This is a genomic window from Bradyrhizobium sp. USDA 376, from assembly GCF_054063675.1.
Genome location: NZ_JBSSGN010000001.1, coordinates 9059930 through 9083636, shown reverse-complemented (window position 1 = coordinate 9083636; position 23707 = coordinate 9059930). Strand labels below are relative to the sequence as shown.

At 61.2% G+C, this 23707-nt stretch carries 21 protein-coding genes, 1 tRNA gene and 2 pseudogenes; 9 read left to right on the top strand and 15 right to left on the bottom strand.

Annotation, left to right across the window (positions count from 1 at the left end; genetic code table 11):
- Positions 1-147: 147 nt before the first annotated feature.
- Together ACVJ19_RS42700 and ACVJ19_RS42695 are read left to right on the top strand one after the other, a co-directional pair.
- Positions 148-1173 (top strand): TRAP transporter substrate-binding protein, encoded by a 1026-nt coding sequence (locus ACVJ19_RS42700; protein ID WP_453955050.1) that lies wholly within the window; start codon positions 148-150, stop codon positions 1171-1173.
- The gene (locus ACVJ19_RS42695) at positions 1170-3062 is read left to right on the top strand and encodes a TRAP transporter large permease (RefSeq protein WP_018646980.1); all 1893 of its coding nucleotides are present in this window, start codon (positions 1170-1172) and stop codon (positions 3060-3062) included. Before ACVJ19_RS42700 ends, ACVJ19_RS42695 begins: the two co-directional genes overlap by 4 nt.
- Positions 3063-3107: 45 nt before the next feature.
- On the opposite strand, the gene ACVJ19_RS42690 is transcribed toward ACVJ19_RS42695, so the two are convergent.
- Together ACVJ19_RS42690 and ACVJ19_RS42685 are read right to left on the bottom strand one after the other, a co-directional pair.
- Complete coding sequence (locus ACVJ19_RS42690; protein ID WP_340671435.1) at positions 3108-3998, bottom strand: SMP-30/gluconolactonase/LRE family protein; 891 nt, start codon at positions 3996-3998, stop codon at positions 3108-3110.
- A 34-nt stretch (positions 3999-4032) separates the two neighbouring features.
- Positions 4033-4371, bottom strand: a complete 339-nt coding sequence (locus tag ACVJ19_RS42685; protein WP_340671433.1) for a P-loop NTPase family protein — start codon at positions 4369-4371, stop codon at positions 4033-4035.
- On the opposite strand from ACVJ19_RS42685, the gene mmsA reads away from it, so the two are divergent.
- The gene (mmsA, locus tag ACVJ19_RS42680; RefSeq protein ID WP_340671431.1) at positions 4300-5493 is read left to right on the top strand and encodes a CoA-acylating methylmalonate-semialdehyde dehydrogenase; all 1194 of its coding nucleotides are present in this window, start codon (positions 4300-4302) and stop codon (positions 5491-5493) included. The two genes, ACVJ19_RS42685 and mmsA, sit on opposite strands and share 72 nt — an antisense overlap.
- Positions 5494-6000: 507 nt before the next feature.
- On the opposite strand, the gene ACVJ19_RS42675 is transcribed toward mmsA, so the two are convergent.
- Entirely contained in the window at positions 6001-7995 is a 1995-nt protein-coding gene (locus ACVJ19_RS42675; protein WP_453955049.1) for a PAS domain S-box protein, read from the bottom strand.
- A gap of 210 nt (positions 7996-8205) precedes the next feature.
- On the opposite strand from ACVJ19_RS42675, the pseudogene ACVJ19_RS42670 reads away from it, so the two are divergent.
- Together ACVJ19_RS42670 and ACVJ19_RS42665 are read left to right on the top strand one after the other, a co-directional pair.
- Positions 8206-9727, top strand: a pseudogene (locus tag ACVJ19_RS42670) (ATPase domain-containing protein).
- On the top strand, positions 9714-11396 hold the full coding sequence (locus ACVJ19_RS42665; protein ID WP_453955048.1) for an ATP-binding protein: 1683 nt from the start codon (positions 9714-9716) through the stop codon (positions 11394-11396). Before ACVJ19_RS42670 ends, ACVJ19_RS42665 begins: the two are co-directional and overlap by 14 nt.
- A gap of 438 nt (positions 11397-11834) precedes the next feature.
- On the opposite strand, the gene ACVJ19_RS42660 is transcribed toward ACVJ19_RS42665, so the two are convergent.
- A complete protein-coding gene (locus tag ACVJ19_RS42660; protein WP_014497706.1) occupies positions 11835-12068 on the bottom strand; it encodes a response regulator in 234 nt (77 codons plus the stop codon).
- A 370-nt stretch (positions 12069-12438) separates the two neighbouring features.
- Between ACVJ19_RS42660 and ACVJ19_RS42655 the strand changes: the two genes are divergently transcribed.
- Both ACVJ19_RS42655 and ACVJ19_RS42650 read left to right on the top strand, forming a co-directional pair.
- Positions 12439-13635 carry a sensor histidine kinase gene (locus ACVJ19_RS42655; protein ID WP_014497705.1) on the top strand — a complete coding sequence of 399 codons (1197 nt, stop codon included), beginning with the start codon at positions 12439-12441 and terminating at the stop codon, positions 13633-13635.
- Between the two features lie 179 nt (positions 13636-13814).
- Positions 13815-14017 (top strand): annotated as a pseudogene (locus ACVJ19_RS42650) (transposase); the annotation flags it as partial.
- Positions 14018-14758: 741 nt separating this feature from the next.
- Here ACVJ19_RS42650 and ACVJ19_RS42645 read toward each other — a convergent pair.
- The 10 genes from ACVJ19_RS42645 to ACVJ19_RS42600 form a co-directional block, all read right to left on the bottom strand.
- Positions 14759-15055 carry a DCL family protein gene (locus tag ACVJ19_RS42645; protein WP_018646984.1) on the bottom strand — a complete coding sequence of 99 codons (297 nt, stop codon included), beginning with the start codon at positions 15053-15055 and terminating at the stop codon, positions 14759-14761.
- Between the two features lie 18 nt (positions 15056-15073).
- Positions 15074-15517 (bottom strand): hypothetical protein, encoded by a 444-nt coding sequence (locus ACVJ19_RS42640; RefSeq protein ID WP_026312617.1) that lies wholly within the window; start codon positions 15515-15517, stop codon positions 15074-15076.
- A 44-nt stretch (positions 15518-15561) separates the two neighbouring features.
- Positions 15562-16185, bottom strand: coding sequence for a hypothetical protein (locus ACVJ19_RS42635; RefSeq protein ID WP_370180461.1), 624 nt, complete (start codon positions 16183-16185; stop codon positions 15562-15564).
- Positions 16186-16268: 83 nt separating this feature from the next.
- Positions 16269-17042 (bottom strand): IS5 family transposase, encoded by a 774-nt coding sequence (locus ACVJ19_RS42630; RefSeq protein ID WP_014498128.1) that lies wholly within the window; start codon positions 17040-17042, stop codon positions 16269-16271.
- A 7-nt stretch (positions 17043-17049) separates the two neighbouring features.
- Entirely contained in the window at positions 17050-17394 is a 345-nt protein-coding gene (locus ACVJ19_RS42625) for a DEAD/DEAH box helicase (RefSeq protein WP_453955047.1), read from the bottom strand.
- A 51-nt stretch (positions 17395-17445) separates the two neighbouring features.
- Positions 17446-17826, bottom strand: a complete 381-nt coding sequence (locus ACVJ19_RS42620; protein ID WP_011084976.1) for a hypothetical protein — start codon at positions 17824-17826, stop codon at positions 17446-17448.
- A complete protein-coding gene (locus tag ACVJ19_RS42615) occupies positions 17823-18701 on the bottom strand; it encodes a HamA C-terminal domain-containing protein (RefSeq protein ID WP_340671410.1) in 879 nt (292 codons plus the stop codon). Before ACVJ19_RS42615 ends, ACVJ19_RS42620 begins: the two co-directional genes overlap by 4 nt.
- A 453-nt stretch (positions 18702-19154) precedes the next feature.
- Positions 19155-19229: transfer RNA gene (locus ACVJ19_RS42610), tRNA-Val, on the bottom strand.
- A gap of 148 nt (positions 19230-19377) precedes the next feature.
- Positions 19378-20676, bottom strand: coding sequence for a hypothetical protein (locus tag ACVJ19_RS42605; RefSeq protein WP_453955046.1), 1299 nt, complete (start codon positions 20674-20676; stop codon positions 19378-19380).
- 116 nt (positions 20677-20792) lie between these two features.
- On the bottom strand, positions 20793-21398 hold the full coding sequence (locus tag ACVJ19_RS42600) for a DUF1134 domain-containing protein (protein WP_453955045.1): 606 nt from the start codon (positions 21396-21398) through the stop codon (positions 20793-20795).
- 139 nt (positions 21399-21537) lie between these two features.
- Between ACVJ19_RS42600 and ACVJ19_RS42595 the strand changes: the two genes are divergently transcribed.
- Positions 21538-22023 (top strand): YHS domain-containing (seleno)protein, encoded by a 486-nt coding sequence (locus ACVJ19_RS42595; protein ID WP_453955044.1) that lies wholly within the window; start codon positions 21538-21540, stop codon positions 22021-22023.
- Here the strand turns inward: ACVJ19_RS42595 and ACVJ19_RS42590 are convergent.
- Positions 22017-22844, bottom strand: a complete 828-nt coding sequence (locus ACVJ19_RS42590) for a 3'(2'),5'-bisphosphate nucleotidase CysQ family protein (RefSeq protein WP_453955042.1) — start codon at positions 22842-22844, stop codon at positions 22017-22019. The two genes, ACVJ19_RS42595 and ACVJ19_RS42590, sit on opposite strands and share 7 nt — an antisense overlap.
- A gap of 185 nt (positions 22845-23029) precedes the next feature.
- On the opposite strand from ACVJ19_RS42590, the gene chpT reads away from it, so the two are divergent.
- On the top strand, positions 23030-23683 hold the full coding sequence (gene chpT, locus ACVJ19_RS42585; RefSeq protein WP_271583559.1) for a histidine phosphotransferase ChpT: 654 nt from the start codon (positions 23030-23032) through the stop codon (positions 23681-23683).
- The last annotated feature ends 24 nt before the right edge of the window (positions 23684-23707 follow it).

The window sequence follows — 23707 nt, the reverse complement described above, 5'->3', positions numbered from 1 at the left end:
ACGCCCGTCGCATGTTGCGGCGGCGAGTGATTGCTCCTGCCCAAATGCCGGTGGTCGAGAGCCGGCAAGCGAAGAACCCGGAAAGCTGCACGTCAGCCTGCGCTGATGCAACGGGCAGCAACGTCAATGAAGGACCAGGAGGAAAACATGACTGCATCGAAGCCCGGAAGCATCAGTCGCCGTTCGCTGTTGATGGCCGCCACCACCGTTCCTCTCTGCGGGATTCTCACCCGCCCGGCGTCTGCCGCCGAGTTCGTCTACAAGTTCGCGACCGGACAGGACCCAACGCATCCGGTGAATATCCGGGCGCAAGAGGCGATCGACCGTATCCGCGAAGCGACGAGCGGTCGGCTGGAGATCAGGCTATTTCCGGCCAACCAGCTCGGCTCCGACACCGAGCTTTTGACCCAAGTTCGCAGCGGCGGCGTCGAGTTCTTCAACCAATCGTCCTCGATTCTTGCCACCCTCGTACCTAGCGCAGGCATTGTGAACACCGGCTTCGCATTCGCCGACTACGACAGCGTATGGAAGGCGATGGACGGCGACCTCGGCACTTACATCCGGGCGCAAATCGCCAAGACGCCAATCATGGCGGTTTCGAAGGCCTGGGACAACGGCTTTCGTCAGGTGACCTCGTCGGGCCGCGAGGTCCGGACGCCGGATGATCTGAAGAATTTCCAGATCCGCGTTCCGCCCGCGCCGCTGCTCACCTCGCTCTTCAAGGCGCTCGGCGCCGGGCCGACGCCGATCAACTTCAACGAGGTCTATTCCGCGTTGCAGACCAAGGTCGTCGACGGCCAGGAGAATCCGTTGCCGATCATCGCGACCGCGCGTCTTTACGAAGTGCAGAGCACGTGTAGCCTCACCGGGCACGTCTGGGATGGCTACTGGATTCTGGGCAACAAGCGCGCCTTCGAGCGCCTGCCCAAGGATGTGCAGGAGATCGTGACGCGCGAGCTCGATCGCTCCGCGGTCGATCAGCGGGCAGACATCGCAAAGCTCAGCCAGTCCCTGCGCGCCGATCTGTCGACCAAAGGTCTCAAGTTCATCGACGTCGATCGTGCCGCTTTCCGCCAGGCGCTGTCTAAGACCCGCTTTTACGCCGACTGGAAGGGCAAGTTTGGCGAGGAGGCATGGTCTCACCTTGAAAAAGCCGCGGGCCAGCTATCATGACCAGCGTGAGCCATACGCCGCATGTGGATACCGGGCTCGCGGCCGGCAGATCTCAAGCGAATTCGCGCCGATGGGTGGTGACAGCGAACATGGTGCTTGGCCACGCTGTCGCAGTCCCGGCGGCCTTGCTCGTGCTGGCGGAGATCGTGGTGCTGTCCGCGGGCATCGTGGGCAGATACGTATTCCGCTCGCCGATCGTCTGGTCCGACGAGTTTGCCGGCATTCTCTTCCTCTGGCTCGCCATGCTCGGGTCTGTGATTGCGTTCCAGCGCGGCGAGCACATGCGGATGACCGCCATCGTCGGCGTGCTCAGTGCGGAGCTCCGCGCGTTCCTGGATGTCATAGCGGCCGCGGCGTCGCTGGCATTTCTCGTGCTCGTCGTTTGGCCGGCCTATGAATTCGCCGCCGACGAGGCCTTCGTCACCACTCCGGCGCTCGAGATCGTCAACACCTGGCGTGCGGCAGCGCTGCCGATCGGCATCGGGCTGATGCTGATCGCAGCCGTCCTCCGGCTCATCCGCATCGCGAGCCTGCGCAGCTTGCTGGCCTCCCTGGCGATCGTCGCAGGCATCATCGGAACGTTCATTCTGCTGGCGCCGGTCTTGAAGGCACTTGGCAATCTGAATCTTCTGATCTTCTTCGTTTTCGTGGTCGGCGCGATGGTCTTTGCGGCCGTGCCGATCGCGTTTGCATTTGGCCTCGCCACGGTCGGCTATCTCGCCCTGACAACCAGCACGCCCGACGTCGTGATGATCGGACGAATGGACGAGGGCATGAGCCACTTGATCCTGCTTGCCGTGCCTCTCTTCGTCTTTCTCGGCCTTCTGATCGAGATGACGGGCATGGCGCGCGCCATGGTCAGCTTCCTGGCAAGCCTTTTGGGCCACGTGCGTGGCGGACTGCACTACGTGCTGGTCGGGGCGATGTATCTGGTCTCAGGCATCTCCGGCTCCAAGGCGGCGGACATGGCTGCGGTGGCTCCAGTGCTGTTTCCCGAGATGCGGCAGCGTGGGGCCAAGCCCGGCGATCTCGTTGCGCTCCTGGCCGCGACGGGGGCGCAGACCGAGACGATTCCCCCGTCACTCGTTCTGATCACGATCGGCTCGGTGACCGGTGTGTCGATCTCGGCGCTGTTCACCGGCGGGTTGCTTCCGGGCGTGGTGCTCGCGATCATGCTCGCGGCCGTGGTGTGGTGGCGATACCGCCGCGAGGACCTGTCTCACGTCAAACGGGCGACGGGGCGGCAGATTGGCCGCGCCTTTGTGATCGCGATACCGGCCATCGCGCTGCCATTCGTGATCCGGACCGCCGTCGTCGAAGGCGTTGCGACGGCAACGGAGGTCTCGACCATCGGGATCCTGTACTCGGCCTGTGCGGGACTCTTCATCTATCGGCAGTTCGACTGGCGCCGCATCTATCCGATGCTGGTCGAGACGGCTTCGCTGTCGGGGGCGATCCTGCTCATCATCGGCGCGGCGACGGGCATGGCCTGGGCGCTGACCCAGTCGGGATTTTCTGCCTCTCTTGCAAAGTTCATGACCAGCCTTCCCGGCGGAGTACCTGTCTTCCTTGCCGTGACGATCGTGACCTTCGTGATCCTGGGCAGCGTTCTGGAAGGGATCCCGGCCATCGTCTTGTTCGGCCCGCTCCTGTTCCCGATCGCGCGGCAGGTCGGGGTGCACGATGTCCACTACGCGATGGTGGTCGTTCTCGCGATGGGCATCGGCCTGTTCGCGCCACCGTTCGGCGTCGGCTACTACGCGGCTTGCGCCATCAGCCGCATCAACCCGGACGAGGGCATGAAGCCGATCGTGGGCTACATGATCGCGCTTTTGATCGGCACGCTGATCGTCGCGGCCGTGCCCTGGCTATCGATCGGCTTCCTTTGACGCATCTGCGGGACGCCTTGCGGGACAAAACCGCGAGGCACCTCGTCAGGCGAACTTCGGCAGATGCAGCGGCAGGCCCTCGCAGGGCATATCGATCTCTTCGACTTGCCCCTTGCCGACTTCAGTCACGCGTAGCTTCTTGCCCTCGAGCGTGAAGGCACAATTCGTCGGCTGCGGCCCATCCAGGATCAGCCGGTCGACGACTTCACCCCGTCGGTCCAGCACCCTGACGTTCTTCTGGTTGTAGACCGTGCAATAGAGGCGGCCATCCGTGCCGAAGGCCATCCCGTCCGGACCTTTGAAATCGGGATTGGCATTCGGTTGCAGGACGTTGCCGAAGACCTCGCGTCTAGGCGAGGCTTCGCCGAGCACGTCATATCGGTAGATCTCGCCGGTGAAGGACGCGTTGGCATAGAGGTGATTGTCGGAGCCGAAAGCAATGCCGTTGGTGAAGCGGATCTTCCGATCGAGCACGCGTAGCACCTTCATGGCCGCCGGATCGATCTCATACACACGGCCGTCCCAATCAAGGTCCATATAGCCGTCGACGAAGGCCTGGCCGTTGATGAAATCTTCGGCCGCCATGCCGGAGTCGGTCAGGTAGAGCAGTCCGTTCGGGCCGAAGCAAAGATCGTTCGGAAATAGAAAGCGGTCCGTACCTTCGCCCTGCATGCGCCGGATCTCGTTTCCGCCGTCGTCGATGCAGATCAGCGCCCGGAGGCCTGCTTCCGCGATCCAGATCCGGCCGTGGCCATCAGTCGTCAACCCGTTCGGACGCCCGCCAGTCGTCCGGATCACCCTGCGATTGCCGCGAGAGTCAAGCCGTGTGATGCAAAGGGTCGACGCGGACATTTCGGTCACATGCATCGATCCATCGGGCAGGCACACCGGCCCCTCCGGAGCTCCAATTCCGGTGGCAAACAGTCTCGACGCCATTTTTTCCTCCCGTTCTCCAGATTGCCGGCGCTCGTTACGAGATGACCAGGCCGCTGGCCGGATCGATCAGCACCACGCGATTGAGGTCGATGGCGAGGTTGATCCGCTCGCCATGGCTGCTGACGTCATGAGCCTGCAACTCCGCGACCGCATCGACGCCGCCGATCTTGATGGTGGTGAATGTACGGGTCCCCGTCGGCTGAATGAGGTCGACGACGGCCGAATAGGAGACCACCCCGTCGCGCGGAGGTCCGCCGCCAGCCCGGCTGAAGTGCTGGGGTCGAATGCCCACCAGAACTTCTTGGCCATCCGCACCTGTCCGCAATTTGGCTCTTGCATTCGGAAGCGTCAGCGCACCGCCGGACTGAAACACAACTGCGGCGCAGCCGCCGCTTGTCTTGAGGTCGCCGGGACGAGGTTGATCGACGGAGACCCGAGGAAGCCGGCCACAAAGCCCGTACGAGGCTGCTCGAACAGTTCAAGCGGAGCCCCCTGCGGAAACACCTTCATCCTGAAGCCGTCGGAACGTGATCCATCCGCTTCGCTAATCATGGCGGAATGGCTGAAGGAAGCCGGCCTGCCGGATGGCGTCTTCAACGTGGTGCAGGGTGATAAGGAAGCCGTCGACGCGCTACTGCATCATCCGAACGTCTCGGCGGTCAGCTTCGTAGGGTCCACGCCCATTGCGCAGTACATCTATTCGACCGCCGCGAATACCGGAAAACGCTGTCAGGCTCTCGGCGGCGCCAAGAACCACATGATCGTGATGCCCGATGCCGACATGGATCAGGCGGTTGATGCACTGATGGGTGCCGCTTACGGCTCCGCCGGCGAACGCTGCATGGCGATTTCTGTTGCCGTGCCGGTCGGCGAGGGGACCGCGGACAAGCTGATCTCAGCCTTGGAGCCGAAGGTTCGAGGCCTGAAGGTCGGGCCGGGTACCGATCCCGAGGCCGAGATGGGTCCTATCGTCACGAAGCAGCATCTGGACAAGGTCCGAAGCTACATCGATGCGGGCGTTGCGGACGGCGCGAAGTTGCTCGTCGACGGACGCAAATTCAAAATGCAGGGCTACGAAGACGGCTTCTTCCTGGGCGGGACTTTGTTCGATCACGTCAAGCCGAGCATGAAGATCTACAAGGAGGAGATCTTCGGGCCAGTGCTCTCGGTCGTGCGAGCACCGGATTATGCGACGGCCGCGCGGCTGATCAATGAGCACGAGTTCGGCAACGGGACATCGATCTTCACACGTGACGGCGATGCTGCTCGTGAATTTGCTCACCAGATCAAGGTCGGCATGGTCGGCATCAACGTTCCGATTCCGGTGCCGATGGCCTTCCACTCCTTCGGTGGATGGAAAGCGTCGATCTTCGGCGATCATCACATGCATGGACCGGAAGGCGTCCGCTTCAACACGCGAATGAAGACAGTGACAAGCCGCTGGCCAACCGGAATACGGGCCGGTGCCGAATTCGTCATGCCGACCATGTCATGACGGCTGCCGGATACTGCTTTTGTCTGTTCTCCCAGACTGCGAGGGCCATCGGCCCTCGTTCTTTTCATAGGTCATTCTAACGGCCTCTGTCTTAGAGAAATGCTCGAGCATGCCGCAGACAGTTGTGTTCGGCCGTAGCTCGAATGGCGGGTTTTGGCGCCCAAGAAACTTAAAAATGCTTTATCTTTCATTTGGGATTGACTGACACTCTCTCCGTCATTGGCGCGATTTTGTACGCCTCCGCATTTCGACTGAGGTCGACCGCGGGCGCCGAAAAAGTTGGGGTGCGGCCACGCATACTCGGGCCACAGCGACATACGCCTTGCGGCGGCCGATCTTGTCCGAAAGACTGACGAACACGACATACAGAGGCACGGTGATGATAGTCGCGCCGATAAGCATGTAGTTCGCCGTCAGATTCTCGACGCGGAGCACTTTGGCCAACAAGAAGAGCGAATAGAATTGACCTGTGTACCGGATCACGGCCTGCGCTGGCGCGAATTCAATTCAGTATTGGTCAAGCCGGTCTAACATTTCGCGCACACGAAAAGCGAGTTTTGCCTGAGAGATCGGCTTCTCTAATAGCTCGACGCCCTCATCAAGGCGCCCTTGGTGGACCACGGCATTTCGCGAGTAACCTGTCATGTACAGGATCTTGATGCCTGGGCGGATCTGCTGTGCGCGCCGGCCCATCTCCCGTCCATTGATTCCCGGCATGACGACATCCGTCAGCACAAGATCAACCTTCGGCTCTTCCTGCAGAAGGATGGTCAAGGCAGCCTGGGCGCTGGATGCCACAACCACGCGATAATTTAAATCTCGCAGAAGCTCAGAAACATATGCACGCAGGTCCGTATCATCTTCGACGACGAGTATCGTCTCCAGTTTCTCACCTTCCGGGCGAAACTCGTCTGCATTACCCTCGGCGGGTCGAGTATCTCCATGGTAGCGGGGGAAATACATTCTGATGCTGGTACCTTGGCCGACTTCGCTGTAGATCTTCACGTGCCCACCCGACTGCTTTACGAAACCATAGACTTGGCTAAGTCCGAGGCCTGTCCCTTGCCCGAGCTCTTTCGTGGTAAAAAAAGGCTCGAAAGCATGATTGAGGACGTCCGCGGTCATCCCGGTCCCAGTGTCTGTTACGCAAACGATGACATAATGGCCCGGGGAGAGCTCAGGATTCACTCGGCAATAGTCCTCGTCAGCTAATACGTTCATAGCCTCGACCGTGAGTTTACCGCCATCCGGCATCGCGTCGCGTGCGTTGATACCGAGATTGATAATGGCAGACTCGAGGTGGTTGGTATCAGCCTCGATCGACCAGAGACCCGCACTTCCGACGGTTTGAACTTCGATGCGTTCACCGAGGGTACGTTGCAGAAACTCCTGCAATCCATTCAGAAAAATATTCAGATTGATAGGCTGCGGATCCAGCGCTTGCCGACGGGAGAATGCGAGCAGGCGGCTAGTCAGTGCTGCGGCACGCTGCGCGCCCCGCTTGGCATTGGCGAGTGCCCGCTGAAGATTCGTGCTGTTAGTCAGGCCGCGGCTGTTCCGCTCCGCGGTCTCAAGGTTGCCAAGCACGATCATCAGGAGATTATTGAAGTCGTGCGCGATCCCGCCGCTGAGCTGGCCTACCGCTTCGAGCTTCTGAGAGGCGGCTAACTGCTGCTGAGTGCGCTGGAGTTCGTCCTGGGCCTGCTTTCGCTCGGTTACGTCACGCGTTACTTTTGCAAACCCAACCAATTCGCCGGCCTCGTCGGTGATGCGATCGATGACAACTGACGCCCAAAAGCGACTGCTGTCCTTTCGCACTCGCCAACCTTCAGCCTCGAAGCGTCCCAATTTGGCCGCTTCGGCGAGCGCCCGTTTCGGTACGCCAGTTTGAATATCTTCAGGCGTGTAGAAGCGACTGAAGTGCTGACCGATAATTTCATCCGGATCGTAGCCTTTGATGCGCTGTGCACCCGGATTCCAGGTGGTTATATTGCCGGCAGGATCCAGCTGAAAAATCGCATAATCGACAACAGCCTCGATCAATCGACGGTATCGTCGCTCGCTCTCCAGCAGATCGTTGTGGGCCTGCTGACGTTCTGTGATGTCGCGCGTGACCTTTGCAAAGCCGATCACCTGACCTTGCTCGTCGCGGATCGCATCCACGACGACTAACGCCCAAAAGCGGGTCCCGTCTTTGCGGACGCGCCACCCTTCGGAACTGAACCGGCCGGTCTCTGCCGCAATTTTCAACGCTGTTTGGGGAAGCTCTTTCGCGCGATCCTCGGGCGGATAAAACAATGAGAAGGACTTGCCGATGATCTCGTCCGCTGAGTAGCCCTTCAATCGCTCGGCACCGGAGTTCCAACTGCGCACGGTGCCATCTACATCGATCATGTAGATGGCGTAGTCCACGATGGAGTCGATGAGCAGTTGAAGCGGCCGCGCGTCGGCGACCCCGTCGAGCTTTGTTTGCAGTGTTTTCAACGGGTGGAGCGCTCCCAAACAGGTTCAACGTATTTGGATGCGGGATTGTTCCGTACACCGTGGCATTGTGCCCCTGTCGCCGTGGCCGGCCGAGCAATGCTTAAGACCACAGGATCGCAAGTGGTGAGTATCGCCGTCGAGGCTCCGGCTTGGCCGGGGAACCCTGCCCGGGAGCAGAAGTTTCCATAAATCAAAGGCGGCTCCGCCTGCGGCGAAACGGGGGTTGATATGGATGAGGAAAAGCGGTTGCTCGACGGCTGTGAGCTCCCGAGGATTTCCACCGGAAATTTTGGTCTAGATGACATTCTCGGAGGCGGCTTTGATCCCGAGAGAATGTATCTGTTTGAAGGCCAACCCGGTTCAGGCAAGACAACCCTCGCTCTGGAATTTTTGCTGGAAGGAGTTCGCGTCGGCGAACCGACCCTCTACATCACGCTATCGGAGACTGAGCAAGAATTGCGTCTGGTCGCAAAGCGTCATGGGTGGTCGCTCAACGGCATTACAATCTTTGAATTGATCCCGCCTGAGACCACGCTGGATCCGAGCCAGGAACTCACGGTGCTGCATCCGGCCGAGATGGAGCTTAGCGAAACCACGCAGATGATCTTTGACCGGGTCGAGGCACTGGCGCCGGCGCGAATTGTACTCGATAGCCTGTCGGAGCTTCGCCTGCTGGCACAAAGCCCCCTTAGATACCGCCGTCAGATCCTCGCGTTGAAACACTTCTTTTCAGGTCGCAAGTCCACTGTGGTTTTGCTTGATGACCTTTCATCACAGCAGAACGATCTGCAATTGCATTCGATCGCCCATGGCGTTGTGCTTCTTGAACAGTTGGCAATCGATTACGGCGCGCAGCGGCGACGCCTTCGTGTCGTGAAGATGCGTGGTATCGAATTCAAGGGGGGATTTCACGACTTCACCATCCGGCATGGTGGTCTCATGGTTTACCCCCGACTTGTCGCAGCAGAACATCATAAGGAATTCGACAGCGACGTCGTCTTGAGCGGCAATCCGGAACTGGACACTCTTCTGGGCGGTGGCCTTGAGCGCGGAACGAATGTGCTCCTCATCGGTGCAGCGGGCGTTGGAAAATCATCGCTGGCGCTTACCTATGCGATCGCAGCCGCAGCCCGAAACGAACGCTCCGTGATTTTTGCCTTCGACGAAGGACGCGGCACTGTGAGTGCGCGAGCGAAGACGTTTGGGACTTCCACTTCAAGACGGGCTCGATAAAGGCTTGATCGATTTTCAGCAAATCGACCCTGCTGAAATGGCGCCAGGCGAGTTTGCCGACGCGGTGCGGAGCAGCGTAGAACGTGCTGACGCGCGGGTAGTGATAATCGACAGCCTCAATGGCTATCTCAATGCGATGCCGGATGAGCGCTTTTTGATTCTTCAGATGCACGAGCTGCTGAGCTATCTCAGTCATCGCGGCGCCCTGACCATCCTCGTGCTGGCTCAGCATGGCCTCGTCGGACCGATGGATACGCCGCTGGACATTAGTTATCTCGCCGATGGCGTGCTGATGCTGCGTTATTTCGAGTTTGATGGCAGCGTGCGGCGCGCACTGTCCGTCGTGAAAAAGCGAAGCGGCAATCACGAACATACGATCCGAGAATTCAAACTGAGCCACCAAGGCATCACCGTCGGACCCCCGCTAAAGGGTTTCAGTGGCATTTTCGGCGGTACGCCGGTGTACAAGGGGGAGGAGGCACCTTTGATGCCTCGGGACACCGATGGTCCGGCCTGAAACGCCAAAAGGCGTGGTTTTGGTCCTGATGCCCATTGGACGGGACGCGGCAACTGTTGCCAAGTTGATCGAAAGGGCAGGCTTACGTCCCGTGGTCTGCAACACGCTTCAGGAAGTGATAGAGAATCTCGAGTGGGTCATCGAAGTCGTGGTTGTGGCGGAGGAGGCGCTCTACGGCAATAATGCCCGCGTTCTGGAGGACTGGGTGGGCCGTCAGCCACCGTGGTCCGATCAACCCTTTGTCGTACTGACCAACCGCAATGAAGGTGGCATGTTTGCCGCGTTCAGGCGGGAGTTGGTCATTCGCCTGCGTAACGTGGGCTTTCTCGAGCGCCCCTTGCAGGCCATCACGCTTCAGGCCACGGTACTTTCCGCAGAGCGCGCTCGAAGACGACAGTATCAAACTCGTGCGTACCTTGAGGCGCAGCGCGGCGCCTCTGCCGAACTGGAGCGTTTGGTTGCGGAGAGAACGGCTGACCTTGAGCGGGCGAACAGTCAACTCCGGGAAGAAATTGCGGGTCGCGAGCGGGCCCAGGCAGCGTTGCTGCAGGCACAGAAAATCGAGGCGTTGGGCCAACTTGTCGGCGGGGTCGCGCACGATTTCAATAACCTGCTTATGGCTGTCATCGGCAACCTCGACCTGCTTTCGAAAAAACTAGGTGAAGATGCTCGACTTCACAGGCTCCTGGATGGCGCCATGGAGGGCGCCCGCCGTGGCGCCACTCTAACACAAAGGCTACTCGCTTTTGCGCGCAAGCAGGAACTGAAGGCGCAAGCTACAGACGTCCGAAGTCTTGTGGAAGACATGATAGGCCTCATAGATCGTTCGGTGGGTCCGATGGTTCGGATCGAGCTTCACGCCGAAGACAATATGCCGGTCGTCGACGTCGACCCGAACCAGCTCGAAATGGCTCTGCTCAATCTCGCCGTGAATGCCCGGGACGCTATGATTACTGGCGGCGTCCTCACGATCGGGCTGTCCGAGCAAATTGTCGACATCGACGATCAGCTTGGTGTCCAACCAGGCCGATACGTGGTGCTCTCGGTGCGAGATACTGGAGAAGGAATGGACGCACAAACGCTGGCCCGGGCCGTAGAACCTTTCTTCTCAACGAAGGGAGTCGGCAAGGGCACGGGTTTGGGTTTGTCCATGGTGTTCGGCCTGGCGCAACAATCCGGAGGTGCCCTGCGGCTCGAAAGCACCCCCTCAAGCGGGACAACCGCCAGACTTTGGCTTCCCGTTGCCAGTGAAACGTCGCCGCCTTCCGGACGCGCGCCGAACATCGTTACCCAAGCCTCGGCGCCAGCGAAGATTCTTTTTGTAGACGACGATCTTCTGATCGCCGGCAGTACTGTCGATCTGCTGGAAGACCTGGGACATCAGGTGATTGAAGCGCATTCCGCCATTGAGGCGTTGCGGCTTCTTGAAAGTGGCTTAGCTGCTGATCTTTTAATAACCGACCACGCGATGCCAGGAATGACAGGAATCGAATTGGCCCGAGAAGTGCGCCGCCAATATCCTCGACTTCCGATCTTGCTTGCGACGGGGTTCGCTGAACTGGAAGGAAGCGAAGTGGTAGACGTCGCACGTCTCGCGAAACCTTACACGCAAGCTCAACTTGCGACGGAGATCGCGCACCTCCTGCCGAATGGAAGGGATGGCTTCTAATGCCGCTCAGCGGCAGCGTGCACCTGCCGGGTAGACGGATTTCGAGCCGTCCCTTCAGGTGGTTTGTGCGCGCGCCGTAGAAAAGCGGCGCTGCGGCCTTCCGCCGGGCGGGTTCATCGTTTCCCCCATTCGATGACGAGTGGGGGTAGTGCCTGAAACGCCGGGCCGTTATACGCGTTCGCTCAGGCCGCCTTGGACTCGATCTGGTGCACGTTGGCCTGCGCCGCGCCATTGATGGCGATGCGCAACGGCGGCGGCGTGAACTATGTTTTTTGGGGCCCGGCGCGCGGCGAAGTTCAGCTTGTGCTTCTGCTTCTCCCAACGGGCGTTGCTTACGAGCGCCCTCCAATGCGGCCCGCTCGGCCTCGATAGCCTAGTCGAACTAGCCCAGCGAGGCTTGATTGGTTCTTCAGCTTTCTCGCCCATGAGACCGGCTCGCTAGTCTGCGGGCGGGATCGGCGGGGCCGCGTTAAGAAGCTGCGATATCGCGGTTACGATCTGAGCAGGGGCAAAGGGCTTTGCAAGCAGTAGGCTGTTTGGGACGCCCTCGGACGCCCATTCCTCCCCGTGAGTGCCGGTCATGTAGATGATGGGCATCGTCGGATCGATCTCCCGGGCAGAGCGACCGACCTTCCATCCATCGAGCTTTCCCAGCAGGTTGATGTCGGTCACGACCGCCCGGAATTTGGATTCGTCGTCCTGCCTGCAAAAGAGTAATGGCTTCCTCGCCAGACGCCGTCAGGGTGGACGCAAAGCCGCCGTCTGAAAGAGCTTCTTCGACCATAGGCCCGAATAAGCTTGTCGTCCTCGACGACCAGAATCTTAACCGCATCGGTCAAAGCCAATCTCCCCCTGGCTGCCTCGTCGCAGTCGCGCGGCAGGGTAAGACGTGGTGGAACAGTAAGTTCCATAATTGAGATCCTACTAGGGTATTTTCCAGCAAGGCCGCGCCAAGCACTAGACGCTAGGAAAGAGGTTAGGCGCGTAACTTATCATGCTACAAGCCGAAGGCGGGCCAGCCAGGGTTCGAAGGGACGAGTTCATGCCAACCCTCACGGGGACAGAATCCGTGACGTCTCCCGTCGCATCGACCGGGGCAACCAGACAGGAACTTCCGTACCGGTTGAGGCAACAGTCCTTGCTGGGCGAGTTCGGCCGAACCGCGCTGCAGACCCGCGACATCGGCCAGATACTCCAACGAGCGACGCAGCTCTGTGCCCAGGGTCTCGAAACACCTTTTGCCAAGGTCCTGGAGTACATGCCGGAGGAAAAACGGTTGCTGGTGAGCGCAGGCGTCGGATGGGCGCCGGAGACGATCGGCCAGATATCCCTGGGCGTCGATCTGGAGTCTCCCGCCGGCTACGCGTTCCATACCGGCCAAATCGTCATTTCCAACCACCTGCAGGAAGAAACCCGCTTTCGAACGCCGAAACTACTGTCGGAGCACGGCATCAAGCGCGCCATCAACGTTCTCATCGCGCGGGGCGGCGAAGGTCATCTACCGTTTGGTGTTCTGGAAGTCGACAGCGCTGACTCGGGTCAGTTCGATCTCGCGGATGCTGATTTCCTTGCCGGCTTTGCGGGCCTGCTCGGCATCGCCATTGAGCGGCAGCATGCCGACGCCGAGCTCCAAAAAGCCCTCGAGCACCAAGCCATGTTGACTCGAGAGATGAGCCACCGTGTCAAGAACAGCCTGGCGTCGGTGGTAGGCCTGCTCCGCGTCCAGTCCCGCAGCGCACAGTCCGAGGAAGTTCAAAACGCGCTCAAGGACGCCGCTTCCCGCATCACGACGATCGCCCAGGTTCACGACCACCTGTGGCGCAGCACCAGGATCGGGTTTGTCGATATTGCGGACTTCGCGGGCGAGCTTTGCAGGAAGCTGCAAGAAACGCTCGCCTACAAGATTGACTGTAAGTTCGACCACCTGATGATTCCGGCGGACAAGGCAATTCCGCTTGGCCTCCTGATCAATGAGCTTGTCACGAACGCGGCGAAGCACGCCTACTCCGACAAGTCCGGCGAAATCCAGGTGGCGGGCGCGGGGCGCGGAGCCGATTTGCATGTCGTGGTAGCGGATCAGGGCGTGGGACTGCCGGCGGATTTCGATATGGACCAGCCGCGAGCGAGCCTGGGCTTCAAGGTGATCAAGAGCCTGCTTGCCCAACTCAATGGACGCATCGCGGTCTCATCAAACGAGCCAAAGGGCACAACAATCCAACTTGATGTGCCGCTCGATTAGAGGAAGTTCCGTCCATCCTACATCCCGGACCTGTCATGGCTTCACGAACTGATAGGCGAAGCGATCGGTCTCGCCCTTGATCGAGGGATCGAACACCTTCATCGAGTGCGGATCGTCCTTGTTCGCGAGCATTGTGCTTTCCGCGTCCAGTACGAAGCCGGCCGCCTCCACCTCCTCGCAGTGAGATTCATGCACTCGTGGATGCCAACGGCCTGCCGGTCCGGCTGGCGCTGACGCCCGACGAGGCTCACGAGAATCGGCTTGCCAGAAAGCGACTATCTTGTCTGAAGCGCGGATCGATGCAGCTTTCTGACGTGGCTACGACGCCGACTGGATTAAGGAGCTCGCCACGAAGAACGGCGCATGGGCCAACGTCCCGCCAACCCGATCTGCTTCGCTCACCGTGCACCAAGATGGTGCACCATGTTTTGCCGGCGCCCCACTGACCCGACAGCAAGCCATGCCCCACCGCTGGCATCAGCCGTTTGATTAGCCATGCCTTGAGCGGCCGCGGATCTGCATCCCCGTGTGAATTGTGAATAAAGTGCGGCAACTTCGGATCCTGCCGCGACGCCTCATCGATTTCGTCGAGATCATCCTCAATATCGTCTTCGTCTGGATCTGGCGCCGGTGTCTCCGGTTTAGGCGAAATTGGCTTGAGTATCTCCCGCGGCGCGTTTCGACAATTTTCTCGGGCGCCTTCATGCCGTCGAGCAGCGGCAACGCCCTATCAGTGTACTTGCTGGCGCTCCTGGAGATCTCGCGGGAAGTCGACCCTCTGCGAAATAGCGGCCGGCAACCTACTCGTTGCGTTGCCACACGCACGCTCGATGTTTCAGCGAGCGCCGTTCTCGTTGCGAAAGGCAGCAATGAAATCGCAACGAATTGGGTGAAACGACCGTGAACAAAACGGGACGAGGACGATCACCACACCAAGAAAGATCAATAACTTAGAAGATGCTCACTGCGTTCGGGACGCCGTGGTCTTAAGCCATCAGATCGCAACTTGAACCGAATGTCGGTATCGGTGGTTGCGCCTCCGCAATTTGAACCTGCGAAAATCTTGCCCGACCAGGCCGAGAACTGCGCACCGCTATGCAACCGAGCTCGGCGAATTGCTTAGCTAGGTACCGTAGATACAGGCCCTATGAGAAAACTTTTCGGTCGCTCCGTCAGTACGGTTCAACCAGAAGCATTTCGTACCGAAGTCAGCAGTTCGGACGTTAAAGTGGGTAATTCCGCATCCCTTCTTGGCCTCGGCATCGGGATGGTGCTCCAGTGCCGCTCGTAGAATCACTGTGTCATTGGCGCCAACCCGATCGCCCACGTCGTACCGGTGAAGCATGTCATTCAAATAAGCAACGGCGTCACCTCTTTTGGCGAAGTGCAGTGGGCCGAGGTCGATCGGCTTCGCGGGCATGTGAAACCTCCATTCCAATCAAGCGGTAGAATTGCTGTCCACGTCGTCGAGCGGCAGAAGCCGCTCGCGTAGCTCGCGGACGATGATGACCGGGAAATCCATGGCTTCGAGCTGACCTTCGCGTTCGGTGACCCACGCCACGCATTCCTCCTTACTGAGATCGGTCTTCTCGTACAAGGCAACCGCGCTCATGCGGGAGAGACCGAGTTCCATGAGTGAGAGGAGGGTCCTCGACGAAATACCAAACTCAAGTTGTGTGCCGATGTCCAAGCCGTGATCAATCAGGTCCTCACGGTTGATCTGGCGGAGATGCATGTGCAGGACATCCATGTAGGCGGACAGATACTTCGGCGCCTTGAATCGCGCGACTTGCTCGACCAGCTCCATCGTGTTGCGGATCTGCACCGGAAGGCTGTAGGTCCTACCGGTGGTACGGTGCCACTCGATGTTCCCGCGGATCATCTCGGCCAACCTCAAGGACTCGGGCGCCTATCTGCTCACCACATTCATGCGGCTCGGGTCCATTTCGGCGGCCAGTCTCTCGAAGCGCCACGATGCCGCGTCGATGGCATATTGCCGAAGTGGAACGCGACCCCGCGTTCAACGAGCGGTGCAAGGCGGAAGTTGGGGCGTACGCCCTTCCGGGCGAGGTCGGCGAGCTGTGCAAGCTCCGGATCGATTGAGCCAGGCTGAGGCAGGAGCTGGCTAACCAGATCGGCGACATCCTCCGACTCTCCGGCGCCGTTCGTGTAGACGAGCGTTCCGCCTCTCTGGCCCGCCGCTGCGGCGATGAAGGCGAGGCGCTTCCTAAGTCCCGCTGGCGTGCTTGCGAGCTGGAGCGTTCCGACTGGAAGTGTCGAACCCTGCTGTCGGACGGTCAGGTTCCAGAGCTTCGGCTTGCGTGGGGTTTGGTTCGCGACGATCAGGTTCTGGAGAACGGTGGGAGCGTCGCTGTCGACGGCGACAGTCTGCACACCGTCGGGCGCGTCCGTTAGCAATGCCTCCGGGTTCTGTGTCGCGGGGCTGATGAATACGACCTTCAGCTTCGAGTTCGCACGGCTAGCCCGCTCTACGGCGTCCTGCAAGATCACGCCGCGTTGGCTGTCCTCGATTTTGTGCGCCTCGTCCACGATAAGCAGGTCAATTGAGAACGCGTCGCCGAGCACGTTGGCGAGAAGGTGCAGCCGCTCCTGCGTGGAGACTAGAACCTATCTCAAAATTGTCGAAACAGGATCAGCAGGCAAGCGAGCTGGACGAAGCCGAGGAAGTTTTGCGGATAGAACTCCCAGCGGACCAGCAGGCGCCGCCGCCACTGTATCCAGGCGAAGAAGCGTTCGACCAGCCAACGCCGAGTATAACGACGGAGCCTGCGGCCGTCCTGGGTGAGCGACCTCACTCGGTTTGAACGATGTGGCGCGATCATCTCGATGCCTTGTGAGCGCAGTTCATCGTCGAGCGAATCGCTGTCATAGGCGCGGTCGCCGATCAGGTTCTCTGGCTTGGCCTCGATCATGTAGAAGTCGAAGCAGAGCTGTACCAAGCGCACTTCGTGATGGTTCGCGGCATGCGTGCTCACTGAAAGCGGCAAACCGTGGCGATCCACAATCGCCATGATTTTTAAGCCTTTTCCGCGCCTCGTTGGGCCGATCTCTGCACCGCCGCCTTTGGCCATCGCAAAGGTCGCGTCGATGAAACACTCCTCTTCGTCGAGCAAGCCTTTCTCACGAAGTTCGTTGGCTATATCGGTCAGAACGCGCCGCAACACTTCATTGCGACACCAGTTCTGAAAGCGACGGTGTACGGTCTTATAGTTCGGATAGCACTGCGGCAGCATGTGCCACTGCGCGCCCGTGTTCAAAATCCAAAGAGCGGCTTCGAGAACCTGACGTGTCGCAATCGGCTTCCGGCCCGGCCGGCCGTCGGCAATGTGCTCTTCCGGAAAGTGTTTCCGGATGCGCTCCCATTGCTCGTCCGTCAGCCGAATCATCTTTCCTTTATAGCCGATCGACGCTGATCTTCAATTTTGAGATAGGTTCTAGAATTACTTGCGCGCCTCCAGCGCGCGCCGCTTCGTACTTGTCACGGAGGGGAAGGGACGACACCTCGATGCGCTTGGTCTTGCCGAGAAGACCTTGGAGAGTGGTCTCGATCTCCGAAACTAACACGCGGGTAGGGGCGAGGTAGACTGCGACCCGGGTGTCACCCGCGCTTAGTTGGTCGATCAACCACTGAAGGACGAGAAACGTCTTCCCGGAGGCAGTGGGGGCGGACGCCGAGAGCCAACTTCCTCCGCCCGCATTGGCCAGAAGCGTTGCTGAAAATCGTTCACCTGCAGCCAAGCGCCGCTCGATTCCACCAGGATGGAACGGTCCATCTCGCGCCGCTGGGATTCAAGGCGCAGCGCCACACCTAGCCGTCCGGTCGAGACCGGCCGTCAGTAGGTGGCGATCGTTGGCTAGCGTGATGGCCCGGTAATTGGAGAGCTTGCCCAACAGGACAGCGCCCGCGTCCTTGAGTGCTTGATCGTCCGTCAGAGAGATCGCCGCAGTTGCGATCCGGAGCGCGGCCTCCTGGTCGATCCGTTGATCGGACCGCGCCAATATGCTGCCGGCGAGCAGCAGCCTTGGCCAATCGATCGCCACGGCAGAGGGGGCGGCGGGTTCGGGCACTAGGTTGTCAAGTTCGGTGCGCACGGTGAGTCGAATGATCGCATCGAGATCGTCGCGAATTCCTTCCTGAAGAAGCCACGACTGGAGACCGACTAGGCTCATTCCGTCTTAATCCCCATCGCTCTGAGAAATGCGGCGCGGAAGCCGTCGGCCGACGGCAGCGGGATGCAAAACAGCTCGATTTCCATCTGGTCGAGCTTCTCCGACTTGAGCCGCTCGCCGATCCTTTTGCTCCAAACGGCCAGTTCCGCGCGTGAGGCCTCAACGATCTCCTCCGCGATCGCCTTTACGTCATCTTTCGGATAGAACGGCGCGTCGAAGCCCACCAGGGCCACGCCGCAGTATTGGACCCGCTTGGACATCGCCGACGACTTGTCAAAATACTTCTTCAGCGCGTCGGTGAGCGTCGCATCACTGAGGTCGGCCTTGTCGCTCAGGAGCACCAGATCGCGTTCCCTGTCGGTTTCCTCGTGTTCTGGTTCAATGAGGAAGGGAGCGAGTGAGGCGAGGCAGTCGCGGATCGCGGCTCCCGCGTCCTTGTAGATTTTGGATTCACCCCAGTAGAGCTTCGGGATGCCTTCCGGCATCACGCCAGCGTACACCCCATCGGCTCCATGGTAATGTAGGCGCGTGTCTGTCTTGAGATCCATCTTGCACAGAATCTGAGGCAGCTTGAGGAAGCGCTCGGCCAATAAGAACAGCAGCATCTCGCCGCCCTCTCCGGTCTTCGCCAAATCGGTGAACGACCGCTTGGCGCGCTCGACGAGTTCGGCGACCGCCTCGGTGCTATTGTACTTGGCGTCGCGCGCTTTCGCTGCAGCGAGCTTCGAGCGCGGTATCGCATAGTCGACTACGGCGTTCCGCATGAACTCCGCCAGCCGGTGCGGCTGGACGCGGCCGTTTCCATCCACTGTGAGGCAATGACAGTGGATCTTGACCGAATGACCCTCGATGAGGACGTCGCGCTCCACCAACATGAGGTGAACGTCGAGTGCTTCCGGATTCCCTGTCAGCGCGGACGTGAGATCAGTCGCGGTGATGGTCGACAGACGGCCTACCCCCTTGTTCGTACGCCCGTCTGCCCCCAGACGAGTCAACCCATAATTGTAACCACCTAGACCTCCGCAGTCCATGTTCGGCGGGAATTGCCATCGAATCCGCGATGATCGCGAGCGGCGCTTTCATGCGCTGCGGACTAGACCAAAGCCTTCACGCGCGTCGTCGCTGTTGCTCGCAAGTCTAGAGCAGCATCGCATGCTCTTTACGAAAACATGCTCGGCAATAACGCGCCTGCCGTCTGCTCTTGGATGGTTGGCTTCTCGGAAACGACTGACCAAGGTAGGAGCCGATGTGCCCCTATTGTGCCCCCGCTTTTTTGGGGCACATTACAGGGGAAGCCAGCGACTAAATCATTGAATTCAGGTTTGAAATGGTGGGCGCACAAGGGATCGAACCTTGGACCTCTCCCGTGTGAAGGGAACGCTCTCCCGCTGAGCTATGCGCCCGGGACCATCATGGAGGCGGCCGGACTTTCGGCCGGCCGACGCATTGGAGCCCGCGATTTAGAAGTGCGGGCTTGAGGTGTCAAGTTTCCAGGCGCCTTGGGACCGGAAAACCTTGCCTCGGCCAGAGAAACCCGCCTTTTCGGCCCGCTTACGCGCCCTGCTGGCGGGCGCGGGAGGCATGGGCCTGCAGCGCGCGGATGCGCTCGGCCAGCGTTCCGCCGCCCTCGGGCAGGGTGGCTGCGGCCGCGCCATTCGTCGCGGCATCGTTGGCCGGGCGGGGCGCCGGCTTCGGCGGCTGGCCGGCCTCGGCCGCGAGCAGCGCCTCGATCGGAGAGTTCGGGCCTTCGAGCTGCATCGCCAACTTGGCGACCTCGGCGGCGATGTCGTTGATGCGCTCGCGCAGCAGCGCGTTCTCCATGCGCTCGGTCGCCCAGGAGCTTTCCGCCTGCTGTTGGATCGCGTTGATGTCGCGCTGGAGCTTTGCGCGCTCGTCGCGCGCGGAGCGGAGCTGCTCTTCCAGCGCGGTCTTTTCCGCGCGCAGCCCTTCGAACGCGGCCGACGACTTGCCGCCGCTCAGGGCGGCGATCTCGACGCGCAGCTCCTTGACAGTGCGCTCCGAAGTCTCATTGGCCTGGCGGAGCTGGTTGTTCTCGTAGTCGCGCTCGGCGAGCAGCTTGCCCTGCGTGGCGAGACGGCCTTCGAGATCGGCGACGCGGCCCGACAGCATCTCGGCCTCCTTGACCTGCACGAGGAGCTGGCGATCGAGCTCGGTGACGCGCTGGCCGAGATTCTCGACCCGGCCGCGCGCATCGCCGAGCTCGCGCGAGGCGGTCTCGGATTCGGTGCGCTCGTGTGCGAGACGCGCCTGCGTGGCGGCGAATTCCTTCTCGGCATCACCGACGCGGTTCTTCAGTTCCTCGATCTGCGTGCGCACCGCGACCAGCTCGACCTGGCGGCTCTCCGCCATCATCGAGCGGTCGGACAGTTCGGAGTTGATCTTGGCGAGCTCGTGCTGCTTGTCGGCCAGCGCAATCTCGGCGGCGCGCAAGCTTTCAGTCTTGGCGTTGAACTCCTCCTCGGTGGCGCGGAGCTGCTCCTTCACCGCCTTCTCGCGCGCCTCCAGCGCGAAGATCGTGGCGTTCTTCTCGCCCAGCTCGATCTTCATGCGGTTGATGGCGTCGCTCTTCTTGCCGAGCTCGGCGAGCTGACTCGTGGTCTTGTTCTTGAGCTGCTCGACGCTCATCTCGAGCCGGCGGGCCGACATGGCGAATTCGGCGCGGAGCTGGTCCTTGTCGGCCTGGATCTCGGCCATCGACAGCGGGGTTGCGGCCTCGAGCCGGCGCGTGGTCAGGCGCACCGCGCGGTTATGCACCAGCGGCACGATGGCCAGTCCGCACAGCATCGCCAGCAGGAAACCGATCGCCAGGTACATGATCGGTTCGACCATGGGCCAGAACTCCCAAAGCTAAGGAAAAATTTACCAACGACAATGCATGCGGGGCCGGCAAAAAGCCAGCCCCGGCCTGTCGTTAACCTTGATCCGTCACAGGATCAGAAGGAGCCCTAGAACGGGTTCCAGGTCGCGCGCGGCGTGTATTTGAGATAGCCGATATTGGCGCCCAGCCGTAGCCCAAGGCCGGAGCGGATCGGCACCAGCACGATGTTGTTGGCGGTGAGCGCGGTCATGCCGAAGCCGCCGATGATATAGGCCGAACCGTCGAGGCCGGCGAAGCGCTGGTAGATCGCGTTGGTGGCGGGCAGGTTGTAGACCAGCGTCATGGTGCGCGCGCCGTCGCCACCCCAGTCGAAGCCGAGCGAGGGGCCCTGCCAGTAGACGCGGAGGTCGCCGGCGTTCTTGGTGTAGAGCGTGCCCTCGCCATAGCGCAGGCCGGCGACGAAGGCGCCGGAGCCTTCCTCACCCAGGATGTAGCCGTTCGGCAGGCCCCATTGGCTGACCGCCTTCTCGATGATCGAGGCGAGCCCGCGCGAGACATTGCCGAAGAAGCGGTGACCGGCCGTCACCAGCTCGTCCGGCCCATAGGTGTTGGGCGTCGGGGTGCGCTGCGGCGGCGGCAGGTTGGGCGGCGGCGCCTGCTGGGCCGAGGCCGGCGCGATCCAGCCGACCATGGCGGCAAGCGCGAGCGCAGCAAGGCGTGATGCGAAAGTCATAAAAGAACCCCTGGTATCGAATCCGGTTGCTTCCTTAACCTGACGCCAACAGGCACGGCCCTAGGTTGCGCCGGATGTCCCCTCGACTCGGATGTTATCCGCAGCAACTATGACGGCACAACGGCAGGAAGATAGCCCTTTGCGCCCCGGAATTGCCTTGATCGGCCGGGTCGTCTGCCTGCTGGCGGGCATCTGGTTCGCCTGCCTGGGGTGGCCGGTCGAGGCCGCCACCACCGAGCGGATCGTCGTCAACCGTTTCTCGGGCGTCGCCATCGAGGGGTTCGACCCCGTCGGCTATTTCGTCGACGGCACCGCCGAGCAGGGCACGGCCGAGTTCGAGGCCAACCTCTGGGGCGCGGTCTGGCGCTTCAGGAACGAGGGCAACCGGGCCTCGTTCCTGGCCCATCCCGAGGTCTATGGCCCCCAGTACGGCGGCTATGACCCCGCCGACATCGCCCGCGGCGTCACCGTCGCCGGCAACCCCCGCTTCTTCGCGATCGTGGCGCAGCGGCTGTACCTGTTCAGCCGGGAAGCCAATCGCGACGCCTTCGCCGCCGATCCGGAGCGCTTCCTCTACGAGGTCGGCAAGCGCTGGCCGGCGCTGCAGCAGCAGCTCAGTCAGTAGCAACCTGGCGCCTGCGGGTCGCCCCAGGCGATGAACTCCGGGATGATGAAGCCGGTGTCGCTTCGCTGGCCGAAGCTGAGCGCGCCGCCCTTGCCGTCGGTCACCCTGCCGCCGGCCGCGGTCACGACCGCGCAGCCGGCCCCGACGTCCCATTCCGAGGTCGGCCCGAACCGGGGATAGATGTCGGCGCTGCCCTCCGCGATCCGGCCGAATTTCACGGCGGAGCCACAGGTCTTTCGCACCGCGTTGGCCCGGCCGTCGATGAACGCTTCGCTTCTGGGATCGCCGTGCGAGCGGCTCACCGCCGCGACCCAGGGCTCGCCCTGCGCCGGCAGCCTGCGGGTGTGGATCGGCTCGGCGGCACCGATGGTAACGCCGTCAAACCGCACGCGCTCGGCGCCGCGACCGACGATGCCGCGCCAGAGCAGCCCGAGCGCGGGGGCGCTGACGATGCCGAGCAAGGGAACGCCCTGGGTCACGAGCGCGAGATTGACGGTGAACTCGTCGCGGCCGGCGACGAACTCCTTGGTGCCGTCGAGCGGATCGATCAGGAAGAAGCTGCCCTGGAACGGCGGGGAGGCGAGCTGGGTCCGCTCTTCCGACAGCGTCGGGACGTCGCCCGCAAGCTGGGCCAGGCCGTCGGCGATGATGCGGTCGGCGGCAAGGTCCGCTTCAGTCACCGGCGAGCCGTCCTGCTTGCCGTCGACCCGCATCGCCGCGCGGTTGACGCCAAGGATCGCGTCGCCCGCCTTCACCACCAGCGCAGTGAGCGGCTCCATCAATCCGGATGCGGCCTCGGCGTCGATGATCCTCACCTGCATGCCTCATTCATCGGCAACTCTCGCCCCTCAGTTGATTCGCCCGCAGCCTTTATGGCCGCTTCGAACCTATCGCAAGCTAGCTGGCATAGGCTGGCGAATGTTAGAACCCGCAGCATCCGTCAAGCATGCGTGATTCGCGGCGTCCAGCGCCGTGCAATTCCAGGAACCCTCCAGGACCCCATTATATGTCTGACGCCTCGTCGCCCGCGACCGCTACTGCTCCCGATATGCTCGAACTCGCCGCGCTCCTGTGCTCGCGGGTCTGCCACGATCTCATCAGCCCCGTCGGCGCCATCGTCAACGGGCTCGAAGTGCTCGACGACGATCCCAAGCCGGAAGACCGCGAGTTCGCGCTCGACCTGATTCGCAAGAGCGCCAAGACCGCCTCCGCCCGCCTCCAGTTCTGCCGTCTCGCCTTCGGTGCCGCCGGATCCTCCGGCGCCCAGATCGACCTCGGTGACGCCCAGACCATGGCAAGGGGCCACATCGAGGACGGCAAGTGCTCGATCACCTGGAATCTGCCGCGGCTGCTGCTGCCGAAGAATCGCGTCAAGCTGCTGCTCAACATGCTGGTCGTTTCCCAGCATACGATCCCGCGCGGCGGCATGCTGACGGTCGATCCGATCGGCGAGGGCGAGACGATGAGTTTCCGCATCACCGCGACCGGACACAATGCGCGCCTGCCGCAGAACATCTCCGAGCTCCTGAGCGGCGAGCGCGGACCTGCCGCGGATGCGCACGCGATCCAGCCTTATTACACGCGGCTGCTCGCGCAGGCCTGCGGGCTCACCGTGACGCTCAAGCCCGAGGGCGAAGCGATCATCGTTACCGCTTCGTAAACGCGCAAAGCGCGCGCTCAGAGG